We start from the raw sequence: 15,625 nt of genomic DNA, 5'->3' as shown, positions 1-15,625 counted from the left end.
TCCTTCTGGAACGCCCGCAGCCCGTTCGCCGTCTTCGGGCCCATGCCCCCGTCCGGCGCGCCCACGTCGTAGCCCAGCGCGTTCAGCCGCGCCTGCGCCTCGCGCACCGACATCGCCGCGCCCGCCTTCGTCTGCGACGGCGCCATGCCCCCGTCCACGCCCAGCCGGCCGCCACCGCCCAGCCCCTGGCCCTGCACCTTCTGCGCCTTGTAGTTGCGCAGCGCCATGACCATTTGGTTGTACGCATCCATGAACGCCGCCGTCAGCACCTTGCCTTGCGAGGTGTTCTGATAGCCCCCGAGGCCGCCCCCGGCCGAGCCCCCGAACAGGCCGCCGAAGCCCGCGAAGTCGCTCTTGGACGCGCTGCCCTCCGACACCGACACCTGCACGCCCGAGCGGTTGTCCACCAGCGTCAGCATCGCGCTGGCCTCGCGCGTCTTCAGCGCTCCGCCCAGCGCGCCGATCGCCCGGCCGCCGCCGCCACCGATGAGCGCGCCCAGCGCACCTCCGATGCCGCCCGCGTCGCTGTTGGAGAAGATGATCTCCGGCGACAGCCCGTAGTCCGACGCCACCATCTGGCCCTGCCCGAAGTTGCTGCCCCCGCGCATCTCGCCCGACTGCATGATCGCGCGCTCGCGGTTCATCGCCCCCATCCCCGCCATGCTGCGCTCGACCACCACGAAGCAGTTCGATTGCTGGATCAGGAGGCGCAGCAGGTTCGACGTCGGCGGCAGCCGGTACTCGTTGCGCAGGATCGTGTACCAGCCCGCGTCCTGGTTCTCCACCAGCGACACCGTGCCCAGCGGCGAGGCGCAGCGCTCCAGCTGCGTGTTCGCGTTCGCCGACGACTCCCCGGCCGCCGCGCCCGTCGCCACCGTCTTCGATTCCGCGCTGCCCATGCGCATGTTCGTGGTCTCGCAGCCGGCCAGCAGGGCGGCGGACAGGGTCGCGGCCAGCAGGGTGCCGGCGCGCAGGAAAGAGAAGGACGACGGGGTCGAGGACGGATTCATGATGGAAAAAGAAAAGGAAATGGCAAAGGGTCGGACGTTATGGGAGCCCCCACCCTTCGCCAACCCGACTACCGAGGGAAATATGTAACAACGTGCGTATGCATCGCCCCCCCCCCGGCACGGCGGCCCGCGAGGCATCAGGTGCCGGCCCGTTCCAGCATCGCGTGCAGCAGCACGTTGCAGCCGGCGGTGATGTGCCCGGGCTGGGCATCCTCGATCTCGTTGTGGCTGATGCCGTCCTTGCACGGGATGAAGATCATGCCGGCCGGCGCCAGGCGCGCCATGTACACGGCATCGTGGCCGGCGCCGGACACCGCGGGCATGTGGGAATAGCCCAGTCGCTCCGCTGCGCGGCCCACGGCCTCCACGCACTCGGCATGGAACGGCTGGGCGGGATAATTGGAAACCAGGTCGATCTGGATGGGCAGCCCCGTTTCCTGCGAGAGCCGGGCGGCCACGGCGCGGATGTCCTGGTCCATGCTGTCGCACTCGGCGTCGGTGGCGTTGCGCAGGTCGATGCTGAACTTGACCTGCCCCGGGATCACGTTGCGGCTGTTGGGGTGCACATGCACCATGCCCACCGTGCCGCGGCCATGCGGCGGATGGCGGTGCGCGCAGGCCACCACCTCCTGCATGAGCCGAGTGGCCACCTGCAGGGCATCGCGGCGCAGGGCCATGGGCGTCGGGCCGGCGTGCGCCTCCATGCCTGTCACGGTGCAGTCGTACCAGCGGATGCCGAGCACGCCCGTCACCACGCCGATGGTCTTGCCGTGGTCTTCCAGCACCGGGCCCTGCTCGATGTGGGTCTCGAAATACGCGCCGATGGGATGGTCGCCGGGCTCCTGGTCGCCGATGTAGCCGATGCGCTCCAGCTCGCCCTTCACGGTCTTGCCCTCGGTATCGGTGGCGGCGTAGGCGTGCTCCAGCGTGAAGGCCTTGGCGAACACGCCCGAGCCCATCATCACGGGCACGAAGCGGCTGCCTTCCTCGTTGGTCCAGAAGGCGACCTCGATGGGCGCCTCGGTCTCGATGCCATGGTCGTTGAGCGTGCGCACCACTTCGATGCCGGCCAGCACGCCGTAGTTGCCGTCGAACTTGCCGCCCGTGGGTTGGGTGTCGATGTGGCTGCCGGTCATGATGGGCGGCAGGCTGTCGTCGCGGCCCGGGCGGCGCATGAAGACGTTGCCGATCTTGTCGATGGTGACGGACATGCCCGCCTCGCGCGCCCAGCGCGTGACGAGGTCGCGGCCCTGCTTGTCCAGGTCGGTGAGCGTGAGGCGGCAGACGCCGCCCTTGGGCGTGGCGCCGATCTGCGCGAGTTCCATGAGCGAATCCCAGAGGCGCTCGCCATTCACGCGCAGCTGGTGGATGTCGGTCTTGTCGGTGGTGGTCGTGTCCATGGGTTTTCCTTGTCCGTTCTCAGGCGCGCGCGACGGCGCTGGGGGCCAGGTCCTGCGCACGCTTGTGCACGGCCTGGAAGTTCGCGCCGAAGGCCGGGCGGTGCACATAGCGGCCCGCGCCCTGCTCGGCGCGCAGGTCGCCCCGCGCGAACACCACGCGCCCCTGGCTGACGGTGTGGCTGGGAATGCCGCGCACGGTGCGGCCCTCGAAGATATTGAAATCGCCCTTGCTGTGCTGGGTCTTGGCCGAGAAGGTCTTGGTACCTTCCGGGTCCCACAGCACGAGGTCGGCGTCCGCGCCCGGGCCCACGAAGCCCTTGCGCGGATAGATGTTGAACAGCTTCGCAGCGTTGGCGGACGTGATCGCCACGAATTCGCTGGGTGTCAGGCGGCCGGTGTTCACTCCGCCGTCCCAGATCGCGGCCATGCGCTCCTCCACGCCGCCCGTGCCGTTCGGAATCTTCGCGAAATTGTCGCGCCCCATGGCCTTCTGGGCGGCGCAGAAGGTGCAGTGGTCGGTGGCCGTGGTGTGCAACTGGCCCGACTGCAGGCCGCGCCACAGCGCCTCCTGGTGGCCGCCCGCGCGTGGCCGGAAGGGCGGGCTCATCACGTGGGCCGCGGCAGTGGCGAAGTCCGGATCGCGATACACGCTGTCGTCCACCAGCAGGTGGCCCGCCAGCACTTCCCCGAACACGCGCTGGCCACGCGCGCGGGCCCGGGCGATCGCCTCGGCCGCCTCGGCGCAGCTCACGTGCACCACGTAGATCGGCACGCCCAGCACGTCGGCGATGGCGATGGCGCGGTTGGCGGCCTCGGCCTCCACCATGGGTGGGCGGGCCAGCGGATGGCCCTCGGGGCCGGTGATGCCCATCTTGGCCACCTCCTGCTGCAGCAGGTAGACCAGCTCCCCGTTCTCCGCATGCACGGTGGGCATGGCGCCCAGTTCCAGCGCGCGCTTGAAGCTGTTCACCAGCGTCTCGTCGTCGCACATGATCGCGTTCTTGTAGGCCATGAAGTGCTTGAAGCTGTTCACGCCTTCCTCGCGCACCAGGGTGCCCATGTCCGCATGCACCTGGTCGCTCCACCAGGTCACGGCCACATGGAAGGAATAGTCCGCGGCGGATTTCTCGGCCCATCCGCGCCACTTGCGGTAGGCATCCATCAGCGGCTCCTTCGGATCGGGGATCACGAAATCGATGATGGTGGTCGTCCCGCCGGCCAGCCCCGCTGCCGTGCCGGTGTAGAAGTCGTCCATCGTCACGGTGCCCATGAAGGGCAACTGCATGTGCGTGTGCGGATCGATGCCGCCGGGCAGCACGTACTGGCCGCCGGCATCGAGCGTCTGCGTGCCCGAGGGTGCGAGCCGGGCGGCGTCACCGCCCACGGCCTCGATGCGGCCGTCCACGCACAGCACGTCGGCACGCTCCTCGCGGTCGGCGTTCACCACGGTGCCGCCGCGGATCAGAAGGCTGGGGGTCATGGGTTCTCCTTGTCTCTGGAAGGAAAGTGCCCGGCCGCGGGCAGAGCGCTGCGCCGCGGCGGGCCGGCGGGGCCGCTACCGCGGCCTCCGGGCGGTCGCGAAGTAGTACAGGCCTGCCACGGCGAGGCTGAAGAACCAGCCCGAGTCGAACAGCGTGAGCCAGATGGCGGGCATGCCGGCCTTGTCCACCACGCCCGACACGGCCAGGTAGCCCGGCAGGCACGGCAGCACGCCGAGCAGGAAAGCCACGAGCGCGTGCACGTTCCAGCCGTTGGTGTATTCGTAGTCGCCGCCGCGGCGGTAGAGGTCTTCCACCTTCAGCTGGGTCTTGCGCACGAGGTAGTAATCGACCAGCAGGATGCCGGCGATGGCGCCCAGCAGCGTGCCGTAGCCGCCCAGCCAGACGAAGAGGTAGCTTCCGGACGTGGCCAGCAGCTTCCAGGGCATGAACAGCAGGCCGAGCAGCGCGGCGATCACGCCGCCCATGCGGAAGCTGATCTTCGACGGCGCGATCTGGCTGAAATCATAGGAGGGCGACACCAGGTTGGCCGCCACGTTCGTCGTCAGGTTGGCCAGCAGGATCACCAGCAGGCCCAGCCCGGCGGCCACGCTGCCCATCTGCGTGAGCAGGCCGTCCGGAAACAGCTGCGCCTTGCCATACAGGATGGCCGATGCCGAGAAGCCGATCACGCCCACCATCGAGAACAGCGCCATGGGAATGGGCAGGCCGATGGCCTGGCCCAGCACCTGGTCCTTCTGCGAGCGGGCGAAGCGCGTGAAGTCGGGAATGTTCAGCGCCAGCGTGGCCCAGAACCCTACCAGGCCGGTCAGCGCGGCCCATGTCCTGGGCCCGCCCTCCACTACCTTGGCGGGCAGGTTGAACAGCTGGCTGGGCGGCACGCGCACCAGCAGCACGACCACCAGCAGGACGGACGCCGCGATCATCAGCGGCGCCGCGATCACCTCCAGCTTGCGGATCGACTCCGGCCCCTTCCAGATGAACCAGATGTGCACGGCCCAGAAGGCCAGGAAGCACACGAACTGCGAGGTGCTGATGGTCTGCCCCTCGGCAGGCCCCGGGAGCCCCAGGCCCAGGATGTTCAGGAAGCCGTGCAGCGCCAGCGCCCCGAAATAGCAGTTGATGGAAAACCAGCCGCAGGCCACCAGTCCGCGCAGCACCGCCGGCAGGTTGGCGCCCTTGACGCCGAACGGGGCCCGCGCCAGCACCGGGAATGGCACGCCGTACTTCGGGCCCACGCGGCCGATCAGCACCATGGGCACCAGCACGATGCAGTTGGCCAGGAACACCAGCCACACGGCCATCTGCCAGGAAAAGCCCTGGTCCAGCATGGAGCTGGCCATGGTGTACGTGGGCACGCAGACCACCATGCCGATCCACAGGGCGGCATAGTCCTTCCAGGCCCAGTGTCTTTGCGCAGCGGTGGTGGGCAGCAGGTCTTCGTTCGCGAGCGATGCGTCCTGCCCGCCCGGAAAGGTGGTGGTTGCGGTTGCCATCGGTGCCGCGCCGCCTGGACTGTTCATCATGTCGTCACTCCTGAATGAGGGGCTGGATGGATGACGTCAGGCGGCGACCGTGGCCGTGGCCGTAGCGACGCGCTGCGGGTTGTTGGGATGCGTGGTCCAGTTGGCATACTCGCCGCTGACCACCTTGCCCGTGCGTGCATCGACCTCGCCCGGCTGCAGACTGCGCAGGGTGATGCACTCGGGCACCGGGCAGATCGAGACGCACAGGTTGCAGCCCACGCACTCGGATTCGTCCACCTCGAACCTGCGCACCCCGCCCTCCCGGGTGAAGGTGATCGCCTGGTGCGAAGTGTCCTCGCACACCACGTGGCAGCGGCCGCACTGGATACACGCATCCTGGTTGATCACGGCCTTGTCGATGTGGTTGAGGTCGAGCTGCTTCCAGTCCTTCACCGTGGGCACGGCGCCGCCGCGGAAGTCCTCGATCGTCCGGTAGCCGTGCGCATCCATGAAATTGGACAGCCCGTCGCACATGTCCTGCACGATCTTGAAGCCATAGACCATCGCGGCCGTGCAGACCTGCACGGTGCCGCAGCCCAGGGCGATGAACTCGGCCGCGTCTCGCCAGGTGCTCACGCCACCGATGCCGCTGATGGGCAGGCCCGCCGTCTGCTCGTCGCGCGCGATCTCGGCCACCATGTTGAGCGCGATGGGCTTGACGGCCGGCCCGCAGTAGCCGCCGTGCGACCCCTGCCCACCGGTGTTCGGGCTCATCGCCATGCGGTCCAGGTCCACGCCCATGATGGAATTGATGGTGTTGATGAGCGACACCGCGTCCGCTCCGCCGGCCCGCGCCGCACGGGCCGGCTGCCGCACGTCGGTGATGTTGGGCGTGAGCTTCACGATCACCGGCAGGTGCGTGTAGTGCTTGCACCATTGCGTGACCATCTGGATGTATTCGGGCACCTGGCCCACGGCCGCGCCCATGCCGCGCTCGCTCATGCCGTGCGGGCAGCCGAAGTTCAGCTCGATGCCGTCCGCGCCCGTGTCCTCCACCATCGGCAGGATGCGCTTCCAGCTCTCTTCCACGCAAGGCACCATGATCGAGACGATCATCGCGCGGTCCGGCCAGGTGCGCTTCACGCGGCGGATCTCCTCCAGGTTCACGGCCAGCGGCCGGTCGGTGATCAGCTCGATGTTGTTGAGCCCGATCACGCGCCGGTCCTGCGACATGAGGGTGGAATAGCGCGGGCCGTTCACGTTGACCACGTGCGGGTCCTCGCCCAAGGTCTTCCAGACCACGCCGCCCCAGCCCGCCTCGAAGGCGCGGGTGACGTTCACCTCCTTGTCCGTCGGCGGCGCGGAGGCCAGCCAGAAGGGGTTCGGGCTGCGGATGCCGAGGAAATCGCTGCGGATGTCTGCCATGTGTTTCTCCGTTGTCTTGCTCCGGGGGTCGTGGGGTCGGCGGCGGCTTTCAGGCCGCCAGCAGCGCTTCGTGGATGGACACCGCGGCCACCTTGCCGTGCTCCACGGCTTCCACGGTGAGGTCGCGCCCGCCGGCACGGCAGTCGCCGCCAGCCCAGACGCGCGGCACGCTGGTGCGGCCGTCGGCATCGGTGGCGATGCGGCCCTGACTCAGCGCCACCTCGGCGCCGGCGTATTCGGAGAGATAGCTCTGGCCGATCGCCTTGAGCACCATGTCCGCCTCGAGCGCGAAGGTCTCGCCGGTTTCCACCAGGCGCCCGCCCCGCACCGCCGTGGCCGCGAATCGCACGCCGCGCACCGCCCCGCCTTCGCAGAGCAGTTCCTTCGGCGCGGCCCAGTACCGCACCGTGACGCCATTCGTCTGCGCCCACTGCTGCTCCACGAGCGAGGCGGACATGCTCTCCTGCCCGCGGCGATAGACCATGGTCACCTCCTCCGCGCCGAGCTTGGCGGCCTGCACGGCGGCATCCACCGCCGTCATGCCGCCGCCCACCACCACCACGCGGCAGCCCACGGGCAGCGTGGAGAGGTCCTGCGCCTGCCGCAGGTCGGCGATGAAGTCCACCGCATTGCGCAGTCCTTCCGCCTGCGGCTCGGCGATGCCCAGCGCGTTCACGCCCGCCAGCCCGAGGCCGAGGAACACCGCGTCATAAGCCTGCAGCAGCCCCGCGAGCGTGATGTCGCGCCCCAGCACCTGCCCGCAGCGCGGTTCGATGCCGCCGATGGACAGCAGCCACTCGATTTCCTTCTGCGCGAAGCCGCCCGTGGTCTTGTAGCTCGCGAGGCCGTATTCGTTGAGCCCGCCGAGCTTGGGCCGCGCGTCGAACAGCATCACGTCGTGCCCGCGCCGCGCCAGTCCGTGCGCGCAGGCCAGGCCCGCGGGGCCGGCACCCACCACGGCCACGCGCCGGCCCGTGGACGCGGAGCGCGTGAAGAGCGGCGCGCCCGGCTGCGCGAAATGCGCGTCCGTCGCATACCGCTGCAGTGCGCCGATCTCCACCGGCTTGTCCTCGTTCACGTTGCGCACGCAGGCCTGCTCGCACAGCACTTCCGTCGGGCAGACCCGGGCGCACATGCCGCCCAGCGGGTTGGCCTCCAGGATCGCGCGCGCCGCGCCACGCTCGTTGCCCTGCGCGATGCGGTGGATGAAGGACGGCACGTCGATGCCCGTCGGGCAGGCCGTGGCGCAGGGCGCCTCGTAACAGTAGTAGCAGCGCTCGGCCTCGATCAGCGCCTGCGGGCGGGTGAGCGGAGGGTGCGCGTCGCTGAAGTTGTGTGCGTAGGCGGCCAGGTCCAGGCGTGCGCCATGCACGCCGCAGCCAACGCTCGCGGTCGTCGTTTCCATCGGAAGGCTCCTGTGTCGTATGTCCCGCTCGGGGATCAGGAAGGCAGGGGGGAGGAAGCGCGCGCCTGGGGCGTGCGGTGGAAGCGGCCAGCCCGGCGGCGGCCCGCGGAGAACGCCGGAACGGCGGCACGCCCGCGGATGCGGGGCGGCAGGAAAGGCGAAGGGGTCATCGTGGTCCTCGCTCGTGGTGGCGGATGCATGGCCCGCCGGTGTGGCTTGCAATTTACCAACCAGTAAAAACTTACCTATTGGTAAAATCCCGGACAGCAAGCGCCGTGCCAGCCGCCAGTGCCGCGCCCTGGCGCGAATCCCTCCCGTACCGGACCACAATGGTGCGCATGAGCCCCCGAAGACCGCCGTCCCGCCCTGCCCCTGTGCACGCCCGCACCACCGAAGCCCCCCGCCGCCCGGCCGCGCCGCCGGCAGGCCCTGCAGCCTCTTCCGAAACAGCTCCAGCGCCGGACTCCGCTACGGTCCCCGCCCCTGCGCCCCGCCCCGCCACCGATGCGGCCCGCGCGCCCTCGCCCGCGCGGCTGCGCAAAGAGCAGGCCATCCTCGCCGAGGCCGAGAGCCACTTCGCCCAGTTCGGCTTCGAAGGGGCCTCGCTCGACAGCATCGCTGCCGCCGCCGGCATCAGCCGGCACAACCTGCTCTACTATTTCCCGAACAAGGAAGCGCTCTACCGGCGTGTGCTGGACGACGTGCTCACCCAGTGGCTGGACGGCATGGAGGAGATGTCGCACGGCGAAGACCCCTCCGAAGCCCTGCGCCGCTATATCCGGGCCAAGCTCCGGTCGTCGCTGGAACGCCCGAACGCCGCCAAGGTGTTCGCCAAGGAGGTCATCGCCGGCGCGCCGCGGTACGGCGACGTCATCGCCGAACGCGTGGGCCCCGTGCTGCGCAACGACGTGCGCACCTTCGAGCGCTGGGCGCGGGAAGGCCGCATCGCCCGCGTGAACTTCACGCACCTGATGTTCATCATCTGGTCGGTCACCCAGGCGTATGCCGACCAGCAGGCGCAGTTCGCCCTGCTGCTGGGCAAGCCGGCCCTGACCGAGCGGGACTACGCGCATGCCGAGGCGCTGATCTGCCACATGGTGCTTGCGGGCCTGGCGCCGGACAGCGCCCCGCCCGCCTGAGGCGCGCCCGCAGGGCGGGGAGCGCCCCACGGCAGCGCTCCCCGCCCCATCGCTTAGACTTCCGCGTCCCGCGGTTGCACGGTGCGCCCGCACGCCCTGCGCCGTCCGTCTTCCGCCGTCACGCACTCACCGCCATGGCCACCAAACCATCCGTTTCCCTCATCGTCTTCGGTATCGCCGTCGTGGCGGCCGTCCTGGCCATCTACCTGCCCGGCTGGGACCACGCGCTGCTGTTCGACGATCTGGCCCTGACCGACGGCACCATCTTCGGCAGCTACGGGAACCTGCTCGCCTTCAAGCAGCGCCTGCTGTCCTACGGCAGCTTCGTCTGGGTGGACGGCCTGGCCGGCGCCGGATGGTGGAAGCAGCGCCTCGTGAACATCGCCCTGCACCTGGGCACCGTGGCGGCACTCTATGCCCTCGTGCGCGACCTGCTCACGCACACACGCTTCCCCGAGGAATTCGAGGCCCAGCCGCATTTCGGCGCATCGCGGCTTGCCGCCGTGCGCGTGGGCGTGGCGCTCTTCGCGGTCAACCCCATGGCGGTGTACGCGGTGGCCTACCTCGTGCAGCGCTCCATCGTCATGGCCACGTTCTTCGCAGTGCTGGCGTGCTGGTGCTTCGTGCGCGGCCTGTCGGGCCGCGGGGCCGCCTGGTATGCCGGCGCCGTCGTGGCCTATGCGGCGGCGGTGCTGTCGAAGGAGCATGCGGTGATGGTGGCGGCCATGGCGGTGCCTCTGTACATCCATGTCAAGCGGCCGGCGTGGCGCACCGTGGCTGCCGTCGCGGGCGTTGCCGCCTTGCTGGTCGCGGTGGCGGCGGCTGTCCTGTTCAGCTTTTATGGCGACCTCATCGGCAAGGTGTTCGACCAGCGCTCGATCGATCTCACGCGGCAGCTGGAACTCCTCAGCCCCGGGATCACCCAGCGCATGTACCCGCTCAGCATCCTGAACGAGGCCGCCCTGTTCTTCGCCTACGGTCTCCTGTGGTTCGTTCCCAACGTGATGTGGATGTCGGTGGACCTGCACCCCGCCTTCCCTCTCTCGTTCACCGCGTTCCCGCAGGTGCTGGGCCTGCTGGGCTATGTGGCCCTGTGGGTCGTGGCGGTATGGGCCGTGCTGCGCCGCCGCGGCGCCCTCAGCCTCGCGGGCGTTGCCCTGCTGTTCCCCCTGCTGCTGTATTTCACCGAATTCGCCACGGTCTGGGTGCAGGATCCGTTCGTCCTCTACCGAAGCTACCTCTGGGCTGTCGCGGTCCCCATCCTGATCGCCATCGTGCTCACCGGCTTCAAGCCCCGCGCCGTCTACATGCTGGGCGCGATCGTGGGCCTGGTGTTCGCCCTGCTGGCCTTCGAGCGCTCCGCCTCCCTGCGTGACGATTACACCGCCTGGACCGATGCTGCCGAGAAGACCGACCTCAAGGCTCCCGCAAGCGCGGTAGGCCGCTGGCGCCCCTTCCTCAACCTGGGGGCCTACCACTTGGAACGCGGTTCCATGGCCGAAGCGCAGAGGGCATTCGCCACGGCCGAGGCACTGGGTGCCCTGCGCGGTACCGCGCGCTTCAACCTCGGTGCGGCACTGCAGCGCCAGAACAAGCATGCGGAAGCCATCGCGGCATTCGATGAGGCGGAAAAACAGGGCTACAAGGACTCCCAGCTCTACTACCAGCGTGGCGAATCCCAGTTCGCGCTGGGATTGTTCGCTGCAGCGTATGACAGCTTCAACACCGGCATGGCCCAGGCGGGCGAAGGCGTGAGCGGCAAGGACATGGACCGCATCCGCGAAGCGATGCTGCTGCGCCGGGCCGAATCCGCCATCGGGGCGAACCGGTTCGACGATGCGTTGCGCGATTTCGCGACGCTGCAAAAGATGAACCCCCAGAGCCAGCGCGTCGCGCTGGGCACGGGCATGGCGCAGGTCGGCAAGGGAGACGTCCAGGCAGCCATCGCCACCTTCAACCAGATCCTGGCACGGACACCGAATGCCGCAGTGGCCTATTACGGTCGTGCCATGGCCTATCGCGCCGCCGGCAAGCTGGACGACAGCCTGAAGGATCTGGACCGGGCCATCGCCCTGGACCCGCGCAATCCGCAGTACCCGCAAGTGCGCGCGCAGATCGCCGCCGCCAGGAAGTAGGCGGCCTCGGCCTGCCCTTCGCACGAAGGCCCCGGACATATGGCGCTGCGCGTACTGCACATCGGCAAGTTCTTTCCGCCACACCTCGGTGGCATGGAGATCTTTCTCGCCGAGCTGATCGAGGCCCAGCGGGCCCAGGGTATCGATGCATGCGCGCTGGTGCATGGCACGCCCCTGCCCGGCGATCCGCCATGGCTCGTGCGGGTGCCCGTGCAGTTCAACCTCGTCTATGCTCCGATTGCCATTGGATTCCGCAAGGCCCTGGCACGAGCCATACGCCAGTTCCGCCCGGACATCCTGCATCTGCACCTGCCGAACAACTCGGCGCTCTGGGCGCTCACTCTGCCCGCCGCACGCAAGGTGCCATATGTGGTGCATTGGCATTCCGACGTGGTGGTGTCGGACATCAAGCTTTCGGTGGCACTGGCCTACATGCTCTACAAGCCTTTCGAGCATGCTGTCCTCGACCGCGCCCACCTCATCTTCGCCACCTCGCCGCCGTATCTCGACGCATCGCCTGCCCTGCAGCCCTGGCGCGGCAAATGCTCCGTCATACCGCTGGGCACCAAGCTCCAGCACGCACAGCCGCCGGAAGCCCTGGCTCCGGCCATGCGCTGGAAGGCCGGGACGGCACTGCGCCTGCTCTCCATCGGAAGGCTGACCTATTACAAGGGCTTCGAGACGCTGATTCAGGCCGTCCAGGCCTTACCGGAGGTGGAATTGCTGATCGCGGGCGAAGGGGAATTGCGCCCGCACCTGGAAGCGCTGATACGTGACACGAGGCCGCCGGGACAAGAGTCCAGGGTGCGGTTGCTGGGGGCCGTCCAGGAATCTGAAAAACACGGGCTACTGCGCGATTGCGATGTCTTCTGCCTCGCCTCCAGGGAACGGACCGAAGCGTTCGGCATCGTTCTGCTGGAGGCGATGATGCATCGCAAGCCCTGTATCGTGACCGACCTCCCCGGCTCGGGCATGCCTTGGGTGGTGTCTTACGCGCATGCGGGCCTGCACGTGCCCATCGAGGATGTTGACAGTTGGCGCAGCACCATCGCACGGCTGCAGCACGACGCCCGCCTGAGGCGCCAGTTGGGCGAGGCCGGCCATCAGGCGCTGCTCCAATCGTTCGATATACGCCGGTGCGAGCGCGCACTGGCCGTGCAGTACCGGCACGTTGCCCCCGGCGAAGTCCTTAAGGCGGTCCAGGGCCAACCGCTGGTGGTGATTTCCACCCGCAACCATGCGGCCACCATCGGCGCGCTCATTGCGCGGATCCGTTCCCTGGTGCAGGCCGACGTGCTCGTGGTGGACGACCGCAGCACCGACGGCACGTGCCACCTGGCCGAGAATGCGGGTGCCCAGGTTTTGCGGCCCCTGCTCGCCATGACCACCTGGGGAAGCTTGCAGACTGGCCTGCGCTTCGGCCTGGCACGCGGATACGAGACAGTGGTCACCATCGACGCAGACGGCCGCTACGAAGCGGAGGAAATTCCTGCACTGCTGGCGCACCGCGCTGCCGCTGACGTGATCGTCAGCTACTTTCCCGCCCGCAACAGCTGGGTGCGCGATCTGGCCTGGCAATGGTTCCGACGGCTTACCGGCTTCGGTCTGCGGGATTTCGTATCCGGTTTCCGGCTCTACAACCGTGCGGCACTGCAGGTCGCGACCTCCACGGAAGCCACGCTGCTGGACTATCAGGACATCGGCACCCTGCTGCTGCTCAGACGCCGCGGCATGCGAGTGGCCGAGCTGGCGTTGTCATTGCGCACCGCCCAGACGGACCGCTCGAAAATCTTCCAGTCCTGGCGCCATGCACTGCGGTACATGGCAGTGTCTTCCCTGTTGTGCATTGCCCATGCACGGTCGGACAAAGTGGCGGATTGACCCGGAACTACCGTGGATCCTTCTATCTCAATATATCGCGCATACGTTCGATGAACCGGGCCTCGGAGAAGTGCTCCGCGCGTGACACGCAGGCAGCCTGCAGGCGATACCCCTTCGCTGCGATCAGAGCCTCAGCCTCCGCAACCGCCTGCACGAGCGCCAAAGGTGTGGGAGGGCTGCCCATCAGCACCCCCGTTTCGCCAGGCAACACCGTTTCCAGCAGCCCTCCCTCCGCCACTCCGATGACTGGCTTGCCAGCGGCCATCGCCTCCACCGGAGACATGCCGAAGTCCTCGTCCACGGGAAGATAGATCACCGCGCGCGCGCCGCCGACCCAGCGGCGCAACGCTGTGTCCGACTGCCATCCGGCAAAGACAATGTTGGGCGCTCCCGCTGCCAGCGCCTGCAGGCGCGCTGTCTCAGGCCCTCCGGACAGCACGACGAGCCGGCGCTCCGGCATGGTCAGGAATGCCTGGACGACGACATCCACCCGCTTGTTGGCCACCAGGCGCGCGGTGGAAAGGTAATAGCCCCCGTCAGCCATCGGCTGGAAATGCTCCACGGCGACCGGCGGATAAACCACCTCCGCATCCCGGCCAATGTAGTGGCGCAGGCGCTGGCGCACATTGTTTGAGTTCACCAGAACGCAATCCATACGCCCTAAAGCCGATTCGTATTGCCAGCGGAACCAGCGAACGAAAAACGCATACAGCGGACGCAAAGGCGCCGGAAAACCCGCCAGCGTGCTCTCATAGAGATCATAGGCAAAGCGGGGGACGGTGTGACAGTAGTAAATGCGCCGGCCCTGCCGCTGATGGTGAACAGCCAGCGGCGCATAGAAACCGCTATACACCACCGTTTCGGCATCGCGCAGACACCGGGCGCGTACGCGGAAACACCACATGCTTTCCAGGATCCGCGGCAGCCAGGCCGACCAGCCTCCGCGCAGTTCATGCACCCGGGCGGACGATGCCTTTAGCAGCGGGTCGGCCTGGGGATAGCAGCGACTCACGACCGTACGAAACTCCGGAAACGCTTCGGCCAGGGTCAGCGTCACGCGCTCCGCGCCACCGGCTACCTGCATGAAGTCGTAGAGCAGGTAGTGCCGGGAAATTGCACTGCCATCCGTCATCGGGCCAACAGCGCCGAGAGGCGCTCCTGCATGTCACGGGCGCGCGCATCCCAACTGTTTTCAGAGATGAACATCTTCCGGAACCCGGCGGGCCGCACGGAAGCCTGGACACGGGCCTGCTCAATGGCTTGCACGAAACCATCCACGCCGTTGCCGTAGCACGCGAGATCCCCCATGCCCTGGCGCAACGCGCCGAGGTCCGTGCTCGCCACCCCCAGGCCTGCGGCAATGTACTCATAGAACTTCATGGGGCGCTCCACGTATCGCATTCGTCCGTCGACATCCTGAAAAGGAATGAGTCCGACCTCGTACTGCGCCAGGGTGTCCGGCAACATGTCCCGGCTGAGGCAGCCCCGCCATTGCAGGTTGGGAGGATCTTCTGGCCTGGGAGCGCCTCCCGGGCCATAGACGTCGAATGTCCATCCAGGCATCCGCCTCGCCACCGCCGCAAGAAGCCCCCTGTCGAACCATGCGGCTATCGCACCCACGTACACGGCGCTCCGCGGCTTGAGGGCGCCGCCCCTGGAGCCGCTCCCAGGCAGCAACCCGGGCTCGACACCGTTCGGCATGAGGACGACCTGGGCAGGCGAATGCAGCGACTGGGCATAACCCAGCAGTGGCTGCGACACCGCCCAGACTTCCGCGAACCTGCCGCTGCCCAGCGTGGCTTCGATCTGGCGCGGCACTATCGGATGCAGATCCCTGGCAAACCCCCAGGGCCAGTCGTTCAGCCGGCAGATGTTCACGCGCGCCCGGACGTGTGGCAACAGCAGCAGATTCGGAGCCACGTCCGCCAGGCACAGGTCATAGTCCGTGTCCCGCAGACGTTGCGGCAACCACTTGCCATATGCAGTCAGTTGCCATGCATGCCGCAGAAACCAGCGATGGGCGGGAAAGGGCGCGCGCACGCTCCACTCCACCAGTCCCGGGGCCAATCGACCTGCCTGCTTCCCGCCCCATGCGCGGCCCAGACGCGCGTGGCGCTGCCGCCCGATGAGGTCCACCGGAGATGACAAAGTAGGCACATAGTCCACTTGCCATCCGTTTGCGGCAAGTACGTGCGCCAGGTACTGCGAGCCGACCTTGGTGCCGCCATCAATGAATGATTGCGTGCTGAGAATGAGCGCGCGCAT

12 protein-coding genes are annotated in these 15,625 nt (G+C 68.0%); 3 read left to right on the top strand and 9 right to left on the bottom strand.

What is annotated here, in order from left to right; translation table 11 throughout:
• The 7 genes from BLR99_RS02415 to BLR99_RS23630 all read right to left on the bottom strand — a co-directional run.
• The coding region (locus tag BLR99_RS02415; protein ID WP_074686770.1) for a peptidoglycan-binding domain-containing protein at positions 1-1,010 on the bottom strand (1,010 nt) is incomplete at its 3' end.
• Between the two features lie 137 nt (positions 1,011-1,147).
• Positions 1,148-2,410: a Zn-dependent hydrolase gene (locus BLR99_RS02410; RefSeq protein ID WP_046060429.1), complete on the bottom strand. Its 1,263-nt coding sequence runs from the start codon at positions 2,408-2,410 to the stop codon at positions 1,148-1,150.
• A 19-nt stretch (positions 2,411-2,429) separates the two neighbouring features.
• The gene (gene hydA, locus BLR99_RS02405) at positions 2,430-3,890 is read right to left on the bottom strand and encodes a dihydropyrimidinase (protein ID WP_011794125.1); all 1,461 of its coding nucleotides are present in this window, start codon (positions 3,888-3,890) and stop codon (positions 2,430-2,432) included.
• Positions 3,891-3,965: 75 nt separating this feature from the next.
• Positions 3,966-5,435 carry an NCS1 family nucleobase:cation symporter-1 gene (locus BLR99_RS02400; protein ID WP_011794124.1) on the bottom strand — a complete coding sequence of 490 codons (1,470 nt, stop codon included), beginning with the start codon at positions 5,433-5,435 and terminating at the stop codon, positions 3,966-3,968.
• Positions 5,436-5,471: 36 nt separating this feature from the next.
• Positions 5,472-6,800, bottom strand: a complete 1,329-nt coding sequence (gene preA / locus BLR99_RS02395) for an NAD-dependent dihydropyrimidine dehydrogenase subunit PreA (RefSeq protein ID WP_046060428.1) — start codon at positions 6,798-6,800, stop codon at positions 5,472-5,474.
• 49 nt (positions 6,801-6,849) lie between these two features.
• A complete protein-coding gene (locus BLR99_RS02390) occupies positions 6,850-8,205 on the bottom strand; it encodes an NAD(P)-dependent oxidoreductase (RefSeq protein WP_011794122.1) in 1,356 nt (451 codons plus the stop codon).
• A gap of 35 nt (positions 8,206-8,240) precedes the next feature.
• Entirely contained in the window at positions 8,241-8,375 is a 135-nt protein-coding gene (locus BLR99_RS23630) for a hypothetical protein (protein WP_258868841.1), read from the bottom strand.
• A gap of 363 nt (positions 8,376-8,738) precedes the next feature.
• On the opposite strand from BLR99_RS23630, the gene BLR99_RS02385 reads away from it, so the two are divergent.
• The 3 genes from BLR99_RS02385 (at position 8,739) to BLR99_RS02375 (ending at position 13,360) form a co-directional block, all read left to right on the top strand.
• Positions 8,739-9,344 carry a TetR/AcrR family transcriptional regulator gene (locus BLR99_RS02385; protein ID WP_046060467.1) on the top strand — a complete coding sequence of 202 codons (606 nt, stop codon included), beginning with the start codon at positions 8,739-8,741 and terminating at the stop codon, positions 9,342-9,344.
• A 134-nt stretch (positions 9,345-9,478) separates the two neighbouring features.
• A complete protein-coding gene (locus BLR99_RS02380) occupies positions 9,479-11,479 on the top strand; it encodes a tetratricopeptide repeat protein (protein WP_046060427.1) in 2,001 nt (666 codons plus the stop codon).
• Between the two features lie 39 nt (positions 11,480-11,518).
• A complete protein-coding gene (locus tag BLR99_RS02375; protein ID WP_011794120.1) occupies positions 11,519-13,360 on the top strand; it encodes a glycosyltransferase in 1,842 nt (613 codons plus the stop codon).
• Between the two features lie 22 nt (positions 13,361-13,382).
• Here the strand turns inward: BLR99_RS02375 and BLR99_RS02370 are convergent, their stop codons facing one another.
• Both BLR99_RS02370 and BLR99_RS02365 read right to left on the bottom strand, forming a co-directional pair.
• On the bottom strand, positions 13,383-14,492 hold the full coding sequence (locus BLR99_RS02370) for a glycosyltransferase (RefSeq protein ID WP_074686768.1): 1,110 nt from the start codon (positions 14,490-14,492) through the stop codon (positions 13,383-13,385).
• On the bottom strand, positions 14,489-15,625 hold the full coding sequence (locus tag BLR99_RS02365; protein WP_011794118.1) for a glycosyltransferase family protein: 1,137 nt from the start codon (positions 15,623-15,625) through the stop codon (positions 14,489-14,491). The genes BLR99_RS02370 and BLR99_RS02365 overlap by 4 nt, the downstream gene beginning before the upstream one ends.

This window comes from Paracidovorax citrulli, from assembly GCF_900100305.1.
Classification (GTDB): Bacteria; Pseudomonadota; Gammaproteobacteria; order Burkholderiales; family Burkholderiaceae_C; genus Paracidovorax; species Paracidovorax citrulli.
The sequence above is the reverse complement of the archived record's forward strand: the minus strand, read 5'-3'. Positions and strand labels throughout refer to the sequence as shown.

Coding starts and splice junctions, on each gene's coding strand:
- BLR99_RS02410 (WP_046060429.1), bottom strand. CDS start 2,410: ATGGACACGACCACCACCGACAAGACCGACATCCACCAGCTGCGCGTG.
- hydA (WP_011794125.1), bottom strand. CDS start 3,890: ATGACCCCCAGCCTTCTGATCCGCGGCGGCACCGTGGTGAACGCCGAC.
- BLR99_RS02400 (WP_011794124.1), bottom strand. CDS start 5,435: ATGATGAACAGTCCAGGCGGCGCGGCACCGATGGCAACCGCAACCACC.
- preA (WP_046060428.1), bottom strand. CDS start 6,800: ATGGCAGACATCCGCAGCGATTTCCTCGGCATCCGCAGCCCGAACCCC.
- BLR99_RS02390 (WP_011794122.1), bottom strand. CDS start 8,205: ATGGAAACGACGACCGCGAGCGTTGGCTGCGGCGTGCATGGCGCACGC.
- BLR99_RS23630 (WP_258868841.1), bottom strand. CDS start 8,375: ATGACCCCTTCGCCTTTCCTGCCGCCCCGCATCCGCGGGCGTGCCGCC.
- BLR99_RS02380 (WP_046060427.1), top strand. CDS start 9,479: ATGGCCACCAAACCATCCGTTTCCCTCATCGTCTTCGGTATCGCCGTC.
- BLR99_RS02375 (WP_011794120.1), top strand. CDS start 11,519: ATGGCGCTGCGCGTACTGCACATCGGCAAGTTCTTTCCGCCACACCTC.
- BLR99_RS02370 (WP_074686768.1), bottom strand. CDS start 14,492: ATGACGGATGGCAGTGCAATTTCCCGGCACTACCTGCTCTACGACTTC.
- BLR99_RS02365 (WP_011794118.1), bottom strand. CDS start 15,625: ATGCGCGCGCTCATTCTCAGCACGCAATCATTCATTGATGGCGGCACC.